This window comes from Aeromicrobium sp. CnD17-E, assembly GCF_024124745.1.
GTDB lineage: Bacteria > Actinomycetota > Actinomycetes > Propionibacteriales > Nocardioidaceae > Aeromicrobium.
The window spans coordinates 59,026-73,149 of the sequence record NZ_JAMXRU010000005.1 but is presented as its reverse complement, the minus strand read 5'-3'; the positions used below and the strand labels follow the sequence as shown (position 1 = coordinate 73,149).

The following is a 14,124-nucleotide window of genomic DNA, read 5'->3' as shown; positions in this document are numbered from 1 at the left end:
GGGGCGACCGGGTCGGCGGTGCCCCCGCCGGTCCCCACCCCGGGCTTCTCGGCGGCCTTGGCGGCCTCGAGCGCCGCCTCGACCGCGGCCTGCGTGCCGGCCGAGGACTCCCCCGTCTCGACGGGCTCGTCGAGGTCGACCCGGTTGCGGCTGCCCCCGCCGTCGACGGGGATCGTGCCGAGCTGGTTCCCGAGCGTGCCGAGGGCCTTGGTGAGCTCGGCCGGGATGATCCAGGTCGACGCGTTCTCGCCGCTGGCGATCTTCGGCAGCGTCTGCAGGTACTGGTAGGACAGCAGCTTCTGGTCCGGGTTGCCGTCGTGGATGGCCTGGAAGACCGTCTCGATGGCGCGGCCCTCGCCCTGCGCCGTCAGGATGGCCGCCTGCTTCTCGCCCTCGGCCGACAGGATCGCGGCCTGCTTCTCGCCCTCGGCGGTCAGGATGGCGGCCTGCTTCTGGCCCTCGGCGGTGAGGATGGCGCTCTGCCGGTCGCCCTCGGCGGTGAGGATCGCGGCGCGCTTGTCGCGCTCGGCGCGCATCTGCTTCTCCATCGCGTCGATGATCGACGGCGGCGGGTCGATGCCCTTGAGCTCGACCCGGTTGACGCGGATGCCCCACTTGCCGGTGGCCCCGTCGAGCTCGCCGCGCAGGCCGGAGTTGATCTGGTCGCGGCTCGTGAGCGCGTGCTCGAGGCTCATGCCACCGATGATGTTGCGCAGCGTCGTCATGGTGAGCTGCTCGATGGCCTGGATGTAGTGGGCGATCTCGTACGTCGCGGCCACGGGGTCGGTCACCTGGAAGTAGATGACGGTGTCGATGGAGACCGTGAGGTTGTCCTCGGTGATCACCGGCTGCGGCGGGAACGAGACGACCTGCTCGCGCAGGTCGATCATGTAGCGCACCTTGTCGATGAACGGGACGACGATGTTCAGGCCGGCCGAGAGGGTGGTGCGGTACTTGCCGAACCGCTCCACGATGCCGGCGCGGGCCTGCGGGACGATCTTGATCGTCATCGTCACGACGACGACGGCGAGGATCGCCAGCAGGACCAGGAAGATGGTCAAGGCGGTCATGCTCAGGACTCCTTCGGGGTGATGACGGCGGTGGCGCCGTCGATGCGGGTCACGACGACCTCGGCTCCGGGCGCCACCTCGGCGTCGCCCTCGGTGCGGGCCGACCACACCTCGCTCGCGAGCGTGATGCGGCCGCCGAACGGGCCGACCGGCTCGAGCACGACGCCGGTCCGGCCGACGAGCGCGTCGTGGCCGGTGGTGAGCGTCGGTCCGGCGTGCAGGCGGGCGACCATGGGTGGTCGGGCGAAGAACAGCAGCCCGACGCCGACGACGCCGAACGCGAGCATCGCCACCCAGAAGGGCGCGCCCACGGCGCTCGCGACCGCCCCGGCCAGCGCGCCGATCGCGAACATGAGCAGCACGAGGTCGAGGCTCAGCAGCTCGGCGACCGCCAGCAGGACGGCGACGCCGACCCAGGTGACCCAGGCGTTCTCCGTCATCCACTCGATCATCGGTGGTCTCCTCTCATGACGGCGCAGTCGCGCACACGCGTCGGGCGCGTCACGCTACCAGCCACGTGAGGCACGACGTCAGCGCAGCGCTCGTCGGCCGTACTGCGCGCGCCGGGCCGCGTAGCGACCGTCGACGTGGTCGAGCTCGAGCCGCATCCCGAACGTGGTGCCAAGATTCTCCGCGGTCAGGACCTCGGCGATCGGGCCCCGCGCGACGACGCCGCCGTCGCGCAGCAGGAGCACGTGCGTGAAGCCCGGCGGGATCTCCTCGACGTGGTGGGAGACCATCACGAGCACGGGCGCGCCAGGGGTCGAGGACAACACGTCGAGGCTGGCCAGGAGGTCCTCGCGGGCACCGAGGTCGAGCCCGGCGCCCGGCTCGTCGAGCAGCAGCAGCTCGGGGTCGGTCATCAGCGCGCGGGCGATGAGCGACCGCTTGCGCTCGCCCTCCGAGAGCGTCCCGAAGGTGCGGTCGGCGAGGGCGGTGATGCCGAGCTCGCCCATGATCTGGCGGGCGCGCTGCACGTCGTCCTCGTCGTAGGTCTCGCGCCAGCGGCCGGTCACCGCGTGGGCGGCGGAGAGCACGACGTCCTCGACGCGCTCGACCGGCGGGATCCGGTCGGCGACGACGGTCGCGCTGTGGCCGATCCGGGTGCGCAGGTCGAACACGTCGGTGGCGCCGAGACGCTCGCCGAGGATCTCCGCGCTGCCCGACGTCGGGTGCAGGTGCGCGCCGACCACCTGGAGCAGGGTGCTCTTGCCGGCGCCGTTGGGGCCGAGCACGACCCAGCGCTCGTCGTCGTGCACGGTCCAGGAGACGTCGTCGAGCAGGCGCTTGCCGGGCCTGACCACGCTCACCGAGTCGAGCTGGAACGCGGTGGCCATGCGGGGTCTCCTGCTGCTGGTCGGACCGGACGACGGCGCGCTCGCACCGAGGCTGGCGCGCTGTGTCCAACCTATCGTGGCGTCCCGCGTCGCCGACGGGCGGTCGGGCGATAGCCTCGGTCCCGATGAGCGCCCACGTGCCGGCCGTGCACCTCACCTCGCCCACCCTGCTGCTGACCCTGACGGGACCCGACCGCAGCGGCGTCTCGACGAGGCTGTTCGCGTCGCTCGAGCCGTTCGAGGTCGAGGTCGTCGACGTCGAGCAGCTCGTCGTCCGCGGCCGTCTCGTGCTGAGCGTGCTCGTGTCGCTGCCGGACGACGTCGACGCCCTCGAGGCCGCGGTGCGCGCGACCGCGACCGAGCTGGGCATGGAGGTCGAGGTCGAGCACGGCGTCGGCGACAACCGCCCCCGCCGGGTGGGTCGCAGCCAGGTCACGCTGCTCGGCCACCCGCTGCGTCCCGCGGCGATGACCGCCCTGACCAGCCGCATCAAGGCCGCGGGCGGCAACATCGACCGCATCCTGCGCCTCGCCCGCTACCCGGTGACGGCATTGCGGCTGGAGGTCTCCGGAGCCGACCCCGACGTCCTGCAGGTCGAGCTCGCGGCGGCCGCCTTCGAGCACGGCGTCGACGTGGCCGTCGAGGAGCGCGGCATCCTGCGCCACGCCCAGCGGCTCGTCGTGATGGACGTCGACTCGACGCTGATCCAGGGCGAGGTCATCGAGATGCTCGCGGAGCACGCCGGCTGCGCCGACGAGGTCGCCGCGGTCACGGAGTCGGCGATGCGGGGCGAGATCGACTTCGAGGAGTCGTTGCGCCAGCGCGTGGCCCGGCTCGAGGGCGTGCCGGCGTCGGCGCTCGACGACGTCTACGCGGCGCTGGAGTACACGCCCGGTGCTCGGACGATGGTGCGCAGCCTCAAGCGGCTCGGCTACCGGTTCGCACTCGTCAGTGGTGGCTTCACCCAGATCATCGAGCGCATCGCCGCCGACCTGGGCATCGACTACTGGGCGGCCAACGAGCTGGAGGTCGTCGACGGCCGGCTCACGGGCGGGGTCGTGGGTGCCGTGGTCGACCGGGCCGGCAAGGCGGAGGCGCTGCGGCGCTTCGCCGCCGAGGCGCGCATCGGGCTCAAGAACACGGTGGCGGTGGGCGACGGGGCCAACGACCTCGACATGCTGGCCGCTGCGGGGCTGGGCATCGCGTTCAACGCCAAGCCGATGGTGCGCGACCAGGCGCAGACGTCGGTCAACGTGCCGTACCTCGACTCGGTCATGTACCTCCTCGGCATCACGCGCGAGGAGGTCGAGGCCGCCGACGCGGCCGAGGAGGAGTGACCCGCCCCCGCGACATCGCGGCCCCGGAGAGTGACCAGCGGGTGACTACTCGTCGTCCTCGAGGCGGAAGCCGATCTTCATCGTCACCTGGTAGTGCGACACGTCGGTGTCGGTGATCGCGCCGCGGATGCCCTCGACCTCGAACCAGTCGAGGTGACGCAGGGTCTGGCCGGCGCGCTTGATGCCGTTCTCGATGGCCTGGGTGACACCCTCGGGAGAGGTGCCGACGATCTCGGTGACGCGGTAGGTGCGGTTGCTCATGACAGCATCATGCCGGTGTCCTGCTCCTCACGTCCCGGCGCCCGGCAGGTCCGCCCGACGCGACGTACGCTGGAGAGGTGAAGCACACACCGCCGAAGGGCTCGTCGACCGGCTCCGCTGGCAGCCGTGACGAGCAGGTCTACTCGATCACCTCGGCCAGCGAGGGGCACAGCGACGAGCTGGGGTCCCGCGAGCTCCGCTATGCCCTCAGCATGGGCGTGCGCACGCTCTGCTTCATCGGGGCCGTGATCGCCTGGAACCACGTCATGTGGCTCGCGATCGTGCTCCTGGTGGGCGCCGTGTTCCTGCCGTACACCTCGGTGATCCTGGCCAACGCCGGCGTCCGCACCAAGGGTGAGGGCACCGACATCATGAAGCCCGAGCCGTTCGGCCAGATCAGCGACGGTCCCGCCGAGGAGCGTCGTGCCGAGCGTGACTGACGAGCTGGTCTGCTCGGCCAAGGGCTGCACGGCGGCGGCCCTGCACCGCGTCGAGTGGAACAACCCCAAGATCCACACGCCGGACCGTCGCAAGACCTGGTTGGCGTGCGACGAGCACGAGCAGTCGCTGCGCCGATTCCTCGACGCGCGCGGGTTCTACAAGGAGACGCTCCCGCTCGAGGGCTGACGGGCCGCTCAGCCGCCGATCGAGGACATCGGTCGCGACGGCTGCAGGAACGTGGGGTCGTCGATGCCGTGCCCGGCCGCCTTGCCCCACATCGCGTCGACCCACCGGCGGGCCAGCTCGTCGTCGTCGGCCCCGCCGCGCAGCGCGGCGCGCAGGTCGGACTCCTCGCGGGCGAACAGGCACGTGCGCACCTGGCCGTCGGCGGTCAGGCGGACGCGGTTGCAGTCGGCGCAGAACGGCCGTGTGACCGACCCGATGATCCCCACGGTGTGCGGGCCCCCGTCGACCTGGAACTTCTCGGCCGGGGCGCTCCCCCGCCCGTCGAGGGGCGTGAGGGTCACGTGCTCGGAGAGTCGCGCGAGGATCTCGTCGGCCGTGATCATGCGGCTGCGGTCCCAGCCGTGCTGAGCGTCGAGCGGCATCTGCTCGATGAAGCGCAGCTCGTAGCCTCGCTCCATGCACCAGCGCAGCAGCACGGGGCCCTCGTCCTCGTTGAGCCCGCGCAGCAGCACCGCGTTGATCTTGACGGGCGTCAGCCCTGCGGCGGCGGCGGCCTCGAGGCCTGCCACGACGTCGTGGAAGCGGTCGCGCAGCGTGATCCGGTGGAACGTCTCCGGGTCGGTGGTGTCGAGGCTGACGTTGACCCGGTCGAGGCCGGCGGCGGCGAGCGCGTGGGCCGTGCGGCTCAGCCCGAGGGCGTTCGTGGTGATGGCGGTGCGGGGCGACCCGGGCATCGCCTTGGTGGCCGCGACGATCGAGGCGAGCCCACGACGCAGCAGCGGCTCGCCCCCGGTGAACCGGACGTCGACGACGCCGAGGCGGGTGACCGCGACGTGGATCAGCCGGACGACCTCGTCGTCGGTGAGCACCTCGGCCGTGGGCATCCAGTCGAGCCCTTCGGCGGGCATGCAGTACTGGCAGCGCAGGTTGCACCGGTCCGTCAACGAGACCCGCAGGTCGGTGGCCACACGTCCATGTCTGTCACCGAGCTGCATCCCCCCAGTCTAGGAGCGCGGACCCAACCTCGCCGGAGCGCGCTGGTGTCGGGCGGCTAGATTCGAGGGGTGCGGTTCCTGCTCAGTGCCCGGTGGATCGGGTTCTTCCTCGCCGTCGTGGCGCTCGCGGTCGTGTGCGTGCTCATGGGCGACTGGCAGTGGCACAAGCGCGAGGTCCGGCACGAGTCGAACGAGCGGGTCGAGCAGCACCTGGCCGCCGACCCCGTCCCCCTCGACCAGGTCGCACCGGTCGGCCTGAAGGTCACGAAGGACCTCGAGTGGACTCGGGTCGTCGCGCAGGGGCGCTACGACCCGACCTCCCAGGTGACGGTGAAGTTCAGCACCCGCGACGGCCGCCCCGGCGCCGAGGTGGTCACGCCGCTGCTCCTCGACGACGGCAGCGCCGTGCTGGTCGACCGCGGGTGGGTGCCCACGTCGAACACGGCGGCCGCCCCCAGCGACGTCCCCGCACCGCCGAGCGGGACCGTCACCGTGCAGGGCTGGCTGCGCCCCGACAGCGGCGCCGGCGCCGACGCGACGACGCCGGTGGAGGGGCAGGTCCGCTCGATCTCGAGCACCGGGCTGGCCGGCTCGCTCCCCTACGACGTGAGGTCCGGCTACCTCAACCTGCGCGAGCAGACCGGCGGCACCGGCGGGCTCGAGCTCGAGCCGAGGCCCGACCTCGGCGGCGGCCCACACTTCTTCTACGGGCTGCAGTGGTGGTTCTTCGCCGGGCTCGCGCTGGCCGGGTTCGTCTGGTTCGCGCGCATCGAGTGGCTCGAGCGCCGGCGCGGCGCGGGCGCCGCCGCCTCCGAGGACGATCAGGCCAGGGAGACCAGTTCGGCGTAGCCGTCGTTCCACAGGTCCTCGTCGCCGTCGGGCAGCAGCAGCACGCGGTCGGGGTCGAGTGCGCGCACGGCGCCCTCGTCGTGGGACACGAGGACGATCGCGCCCTCGTACCGACGGATCGCGTCGAGCACCTCCTCACGCGAGGCCGGGTCGAGGTTGTTGGTCGGCTCGTCGAGCAGCAGCACGTTCGCGCTCGAGACGATGAGCCCTGCCAGCGCGAGGCGGGTCCGCTCACCGCCCGAGAGCACCTTGGCCGGCTTCGCGGTGTCGTCGCCGGAGAACAGGAACGCGCCGAGGACGCTGCGCGCCTGGGTGTCGGTGAGCTCCGGCGCGGAGCGCTGCATGTTCTCGAGCACGGTGCGGTCCATGTCGAGCGTCTCGTGCTCCTGGGCGAAGTAGCCGATCTTCAGCCCGTGACCCGGCTGGATCTCGCCGGTGTCGGACTGCAGGGTGCCGGCGAGCATCCGCAGCAGGGTGGTCTTGCCCGCTCCGTTCAGACCGAGCACGACCACGCGGCTGCCCTTGTCGATCGCGAGGTCGACGCCCGCGAAGATCTCCAGCGCACCGTAGGACTTGGAGAGTCCCTGGGCCATGAGCGGGGTCTTGCCGCACGGGGCCGGCTTCGGGAAGTCGATCTTGGCGACCTTGTCGGCCTGGCGGACGTCGTCGAGACCGGACATCATCTGCTCCGCGCGCCGCAGCATCTGCTGCGCCGCGCTGGCCTTGCTGGCCTTCGCGCGCATCTTGTTGCCCTGCGCGACGAGTCGCTCGGCGGTCTTCGTCGTGATCTCGCGCTCGCGCTTGCGGCGCGCCTCGTCGGCCTCGCGCTGGCGCAGGTAGTGCTTCCAGCCGGTGTTGTAGATGTCGATGGTGGCGCGGTTGGCGTCGAGGTAGAAGACCTTGTTGACCGTCTCCTCGACCAGGTCGACGTCGTGGCTGATGATCACGAGACCACCGGAGAACGTCTTGAGGAAGCCGCGGAGCCAGGTGATCGAGTCGGCGTCGAGGTGGTTGGTCGGCTCGTCGAGCAGCATCGTGTCGGCGTCGCTGAACAGGATGCGGGCGAGCTCGATGCGGCGACGCTGACCGCCGGAGAGCGTCTGCAGCTGCTGGTCGAGCACACGGTCGGGCAGGCCGAGCGCGTTCGAGATGGTCGCGGCCTCGGCCTCGGCGGCGTACCCGCCGCCGGCCGAGAACACGTCCTGGGCGCGGCCGTAGGCCTTCATCGCCCGCTCGGCGACGTCGGGGTCGGCCGAGCCCATGTCGAGCTCGGCCTTGCGCATCGTCGCGAGCGCCTCGTCGAGCCCGCGGGCACCGAGGATCCGGTCGCGCGCGGTGATCGACAGGTCGCCGGACTTCGGGTCCTGCGGGAGGTAGCCGATCTTCCCGCTGAGCGTGATGCTGCCCTCGGCGGGCTGGCCGTCGCCGGACAGCATCCGCGTGAGCGTGGTCTTGCCGGCGCCGTTGCGGCCGACGAGGCCGATCTTGTCGCCCTTGTCGACGCGGAAGGAGACGTTCTGCATGAGGACGCGGGCGCCGAAGCGCAGCGTCACGTCGTTGACGGTGATCATGGGGAGCTTTCGTGGTCAGGGGGTGTGCGAGAACGCCGGACGTCGTCCGGTCGTCACTCCCGCTGGTAGTAGCTCACCGGAGCAGTCTACGGGGCGACCGCCCGCTCCCCCGCATCCTCGCGGCGAGACGTGGGTCATGCCGTCCTGCGAGGACTCAGCCGACGACCTTCGTCGGCATCGCGCCGCCGCCGTCGTTGCGGCCGTTGCCGAGCTCGCCGCCACTGTTGGTACCCCAGCACCGCTGCGAGCCGTCGTTCTTGACGCCGCACGCGTAGCCCTTGCCCGTCGTGACGGACGACCACGAGCGCGTCTGGTCGACGCGCACCGGGACGCTGCTCGCGGTGGTCGTCCCGTCGCCGAGCTGGCCGCTGGTGTTCGAGCCCCAGCACCAGGCGGTGCCGTCGGTGCGGGTCGCGCAGGTCGAGCCGGTCCCGAGGTCCGACGACACCGACACCTGGCTCCACCCGGTGTCGCGGCCCACCTGGACGGGCGCCGCGGAGTCGGTCGTGGTGCCGACGCCGAGCTGGCCCGAGGTGTTGCGACCCCAGCACCAGAGCGTGCCGTCCGTCCGGACGCCGCAGGTGGTGAAGGCGGAGGTGACGACGCCCTGCCACGAGCCGACGACCTGGGTGGGGCGCTCGCCCTTCCCCCAGCACCAGAGGGTGTCGTCGAGACGCACCGCGCACGTCCTGAAGTCGGCGACGCTCACCGACCGCCAGAGGGCCTGCCCGACCCGCAGCGGCGAGCTCACGCTGTCCTTGCCCGACGGCACGGTCTCGCCGAGCTGGTCGGCGGGCCCCCAGCACCAGAGGGAGGCGTCGGTCTTGATGCCGCACGCGTGCGCCGCGCCGATCCCGACGTCGCTCCACGACCCGCCACCGACGACCGCTCGGGGGCTGTCGGCCCACGAGGCGTCGCCGTCGCCCGAGCCGAGGATGCCGTTGTCGTTGCGGCCCCAGCACCACAGGCTGTTGTTCGTCTTGATGCCGCAGGTGCTGAAGAAGTCGCCGCTGTCGATGGTCAGCCAGGCCGAGCTTCCGACGACGGCCGTCGCCTGGCGACGGACCGTGTTCTCCGAGCTGACCGGTCCGGTGCCGAGCTGACCGCCGTAGTTGGAGCCCCAGCACGCCGCGGCACGGTCGGAGCCGTTGACGCGGCAGGCGTACCCGTAGCCGCCGCTGACCTCACCGGTCGAGGGCGTCGTCGAGCCCGCAGCCTCCGTCTCGGGGAAGAGGTTCTGCTCGTCGGCAGGCGCCGTCGCGCCGGTCGGGGTGAAGGTGAGGACGACGTAGCTCGTCCCGGCCTGCGTGGGGGTGCCGCTGAGCACGCCGTCGGGGCTCAGCGTCAGGCCGCCCGGCGTACCGCCCCTCGTGCCCCACGTGCCGGCCGTCGGGGCGTTGGTGCGCAGCTGGTAGCGGTACGGCACGCCGACCTGACCGGCGACGACCTCGGTGGTGGCGATGATCCGCGTGCTCCGGACCGTGTACGTGCGGTCGGCGGTGAGGCCGGACGACGCGCTCGTGAAGCGCACCGTGAAGGTCGACGACGCGTCCGACGACGTGGGCGTGCCGGAGAGCCGGCCGTCGGACCCGAGGGACAGGCCCGGAGGCAGGCTGCCCGAGGTGCGCGTCCAAGAACCGCCCTGCGACGCCGTCAGCGTCTGGTCGTACGGCGCGCCCTTGAGGGCGGTCGGGAGGGAGGCGGTGGTGATCCTCGGGGACTCGTCGACGGAGAGCGTGAGGGTCGTGGTGGCGACCTTGCCGTTGTCGTGCGTGAAGGTGACCCTGGTGCTCACGTCGCCGGCGGTGGTCGGCGTGCCCGTGATCGCGCCGGACCGCGCGTCGAGCGCGAGTCCGGCGGGGAGGGCGGGCGAGACCGACCAGGTGCCCGGCTGGTCGCCGTCGGTGGTCAGGCGCGCGTTGTAGGCGACGCCGGTCCGGCCGCGCGGGAGGCTGCTGGTGGTGATGACGGGCTGCACCGGGGTGGCCTCGACGACCAGCGTGCGGCTCGGTGACGTCGCGGCCGCGTAGCCCGTGCGTCCGGCCACGACGGCGCGGTACGTCGTGCTGCCGGTCTTCGTGGTCCGGAGGGTGACGCGGTAGGTCCCGTCGGCGGCCAGCGTGGTCGAGGCAACCGTCGTGGCGGTACGACCGGAGACGCTCTGGACGGAGATCGTCGTGCCTCGCACGAAGGGAGTCGCCTTGCCGCTGACGACGACGTCGTCACCCACGGTCACCCGGCTGGGCGTGAGCGCTGCGGTGACCGTGACCTTGCGACGCACGTCGAGCGTCGTGCTGCGCGACGTGGCCGCCTTGCGGTTGCGGATGGCCGCCGAGACGGCGCGCAGCTTGGTGCTGCCGACCGTCCTGACGGTCAGGCGCGTGCTCCACGCGCCCTTGGTGCCGGTGGTGCGGACCGACGTGACCTTGACCCACCGCGACCCCGAGAGCCGCTGGACGGTGACGGTCGCACCCTTCGGCGACGCGCTGAGCGTCCCGGACAGCGTGACCGTGCTACCCGCGGTCGGCGTGGTGCTGGACGCCTTGAGGCTGAGCGTGCGCGACGACGCGGCGCTCGCGGGCAGCATCCCCGCGAGGAGGATGCCGGTGACCAGCAGGACGAGCAGGGTGAGACGGGACGGGCGCGCAGACGGCACAGGACGACCTTCGGTTCAGGGAGCCCCGGGAACCAGGCGCCAGACTCGTTGTAACACGCAGTTCAGTGCGCCGTCCCAGGTTTCGCGCAGGTGCCGCGCATCTCTCCTTCGGTGGGCGGACGCCCGTCGGGACGGTTAGCCTCAGGCGTCGAAAGGCCCCGCCGTGCTTGTTCTCCCCCGCCTCGTCCCCCTCGTCGTCGCCGCCCTTGTCGCCGGGCTCCTCGTCGCGCCGACGGCCGCACAGGCGGCTCGCAGATCGTCCTCGGTGACGTTGGTGACCTCCGCGGCTTCCCTCGAGACCGGCAACCGGCTCACGCTCCGCGGACAGTCGCCACGAGGCAGGTTCGCCGCGGGAGACGTCGTGCGGTTCCAGCAGCGGACGTCGCGCGGTTGGACGACGATCGGTTCGGGCCGTCTCGATGCCTCCGGAGTGAGCAGGCACAAGTCTCGTCCGAGCCCAGGGACCTACCTCTTCCGGGTGCACAAGCCGGCGACGACGCGCCACCAGGCCAGCACGTCGGCGACCCGCCGCGTGGAGGTCAGGCGCGCCAGCCATCCGCTCTTCGTGCAGGCGGAGCCCCGGCACGTGGCTGCTGGCGAAACCACGACCCTGCACGGTTGGAGCCATGCCGGGTCGCGAGGCGAGGGCGCACGGGTTCGTTGGGAACGACGCGCGTCGGACGACGAGTGGGAACGCGTGGGCACCGGTCGCCTCGACACCGACGGGAACGCGAAGGTCGTCGTCCGGCCGTCAGGCACCGGTTCGATCTACCGCGCCGTGCAGGAAAGGACCTCGACCCTCGAGCAGGCGGTGTCCGAGCCTCTGGAGGTGCGCGTCGTGCCCCGGCCCGACGTCGTCCTCTGGGTGGAGCGCAGCCACGCACCCGTCGGCGGTGTGCTGGACTTCGAGGGCGAGGCGTTGCAGCACCGAGAGGGCGACGAGACACAGCTGCAGCGGCTGGTCGACGGCGCATGGGAGGTGGATGCCGTCGACGACGTCTTCGAGGGCGAGGTGCAGTTCAGTGTCGACCCTCCGCCCGGTCGGCACCGCTACCGACTGAGGACGATGGAGACCGACCGACTGGCCCAGGCCGTGTCCCCCGAGGTCGTCGTCACCGTCTCCGATCGGCCGGTGCCGCGGGCGACCACCGGGTCTCGCGCAGTAGTGCTCAACGGTGCACCGACCGGCATGGCCTACTCCGCCGAGCGTCCCGCCACGGCAGTGATCGACGCACCTGCCCGGACGGAGATCCGGCTGCACAGCACGACAGGGGCGCCATGGACCGACCACCGTGACGGCCTCGTGGTGCGTGGACCCGACGGGGATACGGTGCCGCTGAGCAGGCGCCCCCAAGGGCAGTACGTCCAGCCCGCCTTCGTGACGCGCGAGGCTGGGACGTACACGGTGACGACGGATGCGGCCGAAGCGGCCGGGACGTGGGATCTCTCGGCGACCAGCCCGGCCACGTTCAGCGCGACGCTCGACGGCGCTGCGGTGCTGATGTCGACCGGGTCTGCCCGAGGACGGCGACTCGACCTCGCCTTCGAGGGTCAGGCGGAGTCGTTCGTCAGGTTCGTGGCGGTCAACGACACCAGCGTGACCCCTTCCCGCCTGGTCGACCTGAGCAGCGGTCAGGAGGTCCGGCGCTTCACCGACGAGGACGGCGTTCTGGTCTGGCGCCTCCCGAGCACCGGCAAGTACCGGTTCGAGGTCCGGACCGGCGTCGGCGGAGAGACCACGACGGAGGTGCGGTTGCTGACCGGTCGTGAGCAGCGTCTCGACGTCAACCAGTCGACGACCCGGGCCTCGGTGAAGGCGCGCGGAGGGTTCGTCGTGTACGACGTGGACGTCGAGGCCGGGAAGCGCGTCACCTACGCCGCCTCCGCCGCCTCGCTCACGCGTGAGGACGAACGGCTGAACCTCGAGGTCGTCTCTGCCGAGGGATTCGCCACCGGCCGGCAGGTCCGGGGCGACGCAGGTCTCCTCGTGCGCGGTGGTGCGGCGGAGCGCGCCGACCGTCACTACGTCGTCGCGACCTTCGGACCCCGCTCGTCCGGCGCCTTCGACCTCGACGTGTCGACCCCGCGTGTCTACGACGTGGGCAGTGGCGAGCGGACGACCACCTCGAGCGGAGGTCTGGCCGGCCGTGAGATCTGGGTCCGCTTCACCGCGGAGGCCGACACCTACGTCGACACGAAGCCGACGGTGGGAATCGACTACGCGACCCGAGGGACCGTGGCTGTCGGTCGGGTGGACTACACCGAGTCCTTCGGCTCCTTCCCCTCCGAGTTGCCCCATCACGTGGAGCGAGCGGGCACCTTCGTCCACGTCAGGGCCCCCGGTGATGCCGTGGAGGTCGAGAGCGAGGTCGTCGTCCACCGCGAGCGTCCGACGACCGTCGGCCTCGGGGCCGACCACCGCACCACCATCGCCGATGGACGCTACTTCCGTGTCCTGCGCTACGAGGCGCCCGCCGGAACGCGACTGACGACGACGACCAACGACTCCACCTTCGATCCGAGCCGCCAGATCTACCTCGAACCGAGACGCGCCGACCACGTGTGGCAGCACCGGGACCGTGTGACGTCCGTGCCCTCCAGCCGCGGGGTCGTCGACATGGTCGTGGAGGCGCGCGGTCCTGGCTCGGTCGACGTGCAGACCTCCTCGCCCGCACGCACCACCGTGAGCCCGAACGGTCCGGCCGTGCGCCTGACGACCGGCGGTGTGGCAGCGCGCGAGCTCCTGGCCGTCTTCGACGCCCGCGAGGGCGACCTCGTGACCGTGCGCACCACGAGGCGCGAGGGAGGAGCACCCTGCCAGGGCACTCTTCTCCGCGACCGCTTGAGCGGCTTCGAGGATCGCGAGGACGTGGTGGAGACTGCGTACCGCCCCGACGCTGAGGACAGGGACGCGGACGGGTGCGCAGGGGCGCCGCTGCACCGGATCCCGGCGGACGGCCGATACCAGTACCGCCTGACCCCGCTCTCGACAGCACCCACGGCCGCCGACGTGGAGGTCCTCGTGACCCGTCCGGTCGCCCTCGACCCCGGCAGTTCAGGAACGACGGCGCGCGCTCAGGTCTCCCGCGCGGGTGGCTTGGCCGTCTACAGCGTGCCCGCGGCCTACGACGACCTGCTCGAGGTGACCGCGACGGGAGGCGCCCTTCGCCGCCCGGAGGATGGCCCGCTCTCCTCGACCGGCCAGGCAGACCTGCTGGCCCGTCCGCAGGGAGGTAGCACCGGGCGGGGTTCGGCCTCGTCCGTGAGGTACCGCGGAGCCCCCGTCACGGCCCGGGCGCAGTCGTCTGCGTCCTACGGGGACTCCAACGCGTCGTTCCTCGTGATCGTCGACCCGGTCGGTGAGACGACTGGCTCCCTCGACCTCACGCTGCGCAGGACCAGAAGCGCAGGCTGAACGACC

The 14,124-nt window shown here is 71.8% G+C and carries 12 protein-coding genes; 5 read left to right on the top strand and 7 right to left on the bottom strand.

Annotated features, from left to right (window positions below; translation table 11 throughout):
* From NH339_RS02410 to NH339_RS02400, 3 genes are all read right to left on the bottom strand, one after another.
* Positions 1–1,070: SPFH domain-containing protein (locus tag NH339_RS02410; protein ID WP_253022108.1), on the bottom strand; the 1,070-nt coding region annotated here is incomplete at its 3' end.
* Positions 1,071–1,072: 2 nt separating this feature from the next.
* The gene (locus NH339_RS02405) at positions 1,073–1,522 is read right to left on the bottom strand and encodes an NfeD family protein (RefSeq protein ID WP_253022106.1); all 450 of its coding nucleotides are present in this window, start codon (positions 1,520–1,522) and stop codon (positions 1,073–1,075) included.
* A gap of 78 nt (positions 1,523–1,600) precedes the next feature.
* Positions 1,601–2,407 (bottom strand): ABC transporter ATP-binding protein, encoded by an 807-nt coding sequence (locus tag NH339_RS02400; protein WP_253022104.1) that lies wholly within the window; start codon positions 2,405–2,407, stop codon positions 1,601–1,603.
* A gap of 125 nt (positions 2,408–2,532) precedes the next feature.
* Between NH339_RS02400 and serB the strand changes: the two genes are divergently transcribed.
* The gene (gene serB, locus NH339_RS02395; RefSeq protein WP_253022102.1) at positions 2,533–3,744 is read left to right on the top strand and encodes a phosphoserine phosphatase SerB; all 1,212 of its coding nucleotides are present in this window, start codon (positions 2,533–2,535) and stop codon (positions 3,742–3,744) included.
* Positions 3,745–3,789: 45 nt separating this feature from the next.
* Here serB and NH339_RS02390 read toward each other — a convergent pair whose 3' ends face one another.
* A complete protein-coding gene (locus NH339_RS02390) occupies positions 3,790–4,005 on the bottom strand; it encodes a dodecin (RefSeq protein ID WP_253022100.1) in 216 nt (71 codons plus the stop codon).
* 77 nt (positions 4,006–4,082) lie between these two features.
* On the opposite strand from NH339_RS02390, the gene NH339_RS02385 reads away from it, so the two are divergent.
* On the top strand, positions 4,083–4,445 hold the full coding sequence (locus NH339_RS02385) for a DUF3099 domain-containing protein (protein WP_253022098.1): 363 nt from the start codon (positions 4,083–4,085) through the stop codon (positions 4,443–4,445).
* The gene (locus NH339_RS02380; RefSeq protein ID WP_253022096.1) at positions 4,438–4,632 is read left to right on the top strand and encodes an acetone carboxylase; all 195 of its coding nucleotides are present in this window, start codon (positions 4,438–4,440) and stop codon (positions 4,630–4,632) included. Before NH339_RS02385 ends, NH339_RS02380 begins: the two co-directional genes overlap by 8 nt.
* A gap of 8 nt (positions 4,633–4,640) precedes the next feature.
* Here NH339_RS02380 and moaA read toward each other — a convergent pair whose 3' ends face one another.
* Positions 4,641–5,627 carry a GTP 3',8-cyclase MoaA gene (moaA, locus tag NH339_RS02375; protein ID WP_253022094.1) on the bottom strand — a complete coding sequence of 329 codons (987 nt, stop codon included), beginning with the start codon at positions 5,625–5,627 and terminating at the stop codon, positions 4,641–4,643.
* A gap of 69 nt (positions 5,628–5,696) precedes the next feature.
* On the opposite strand from moaA, the gene NH339_RS02370 reads away from it, so the two are divergent.
* Positions 5,697–6,476 carry an SURF1 family protein gene (locus tag NH339_RS02370; RefSeq protein WP_253022092.1) on the top strand — a complete coding sequence of 260 codons (780 nt, stop codon included), beginning with the start codon at positions 5,697–5,699 and terminating at the stop codon, positions 6,474–6,476.
* Here NH339_RS02370 and NH339_RS02365 read toward each other — a convergent pair.
* Positions 6,449–8,047, bottom strand: a complete 1,599-nt coding sequence (locus tag NH339_RS02365) for an ABC-F family ATP-binding cassette domain-containing protein (protein WP_067857621.1) — start codon at positions 8,045–8,047, stop codon at positions 6,449–6,451. The genes NH339_RS02370 and NH339_RS02365 overlap by 28 nt on opposite strands.
* Before the next feature lie 154 nt (positions 8,048–8,201).
* The gene (locus NH339_RS02360; RefSeq protein ID WP_253022090.1) at positions 8,202–10,703 is read right to left on the bottom strand and encodes a putative Ig domain-containing protein; all 2,502 of its coding nucleotides are present in this window, start codon (positions 10,701–10,703) and stop codon (positions 8,202–8,204) included.
* Between the two features lie 697 nt (positions 10,704–11,400).
* Here NH339_RS02360 and NH339_RS02355 point away from each other — a divergent pair.
* Complete coding sequence (locus NH339_RS02355) at positions 11,401–14,118, top strand: hypothetical protein (RefSeq protein WP_253022088.1); 2,718 nt, start codon at positions 11,401–11,403, stop codon at positions 14,116–14,118.
* Positions 14,119–14,124: the final 6 nt, after the last annotated feature.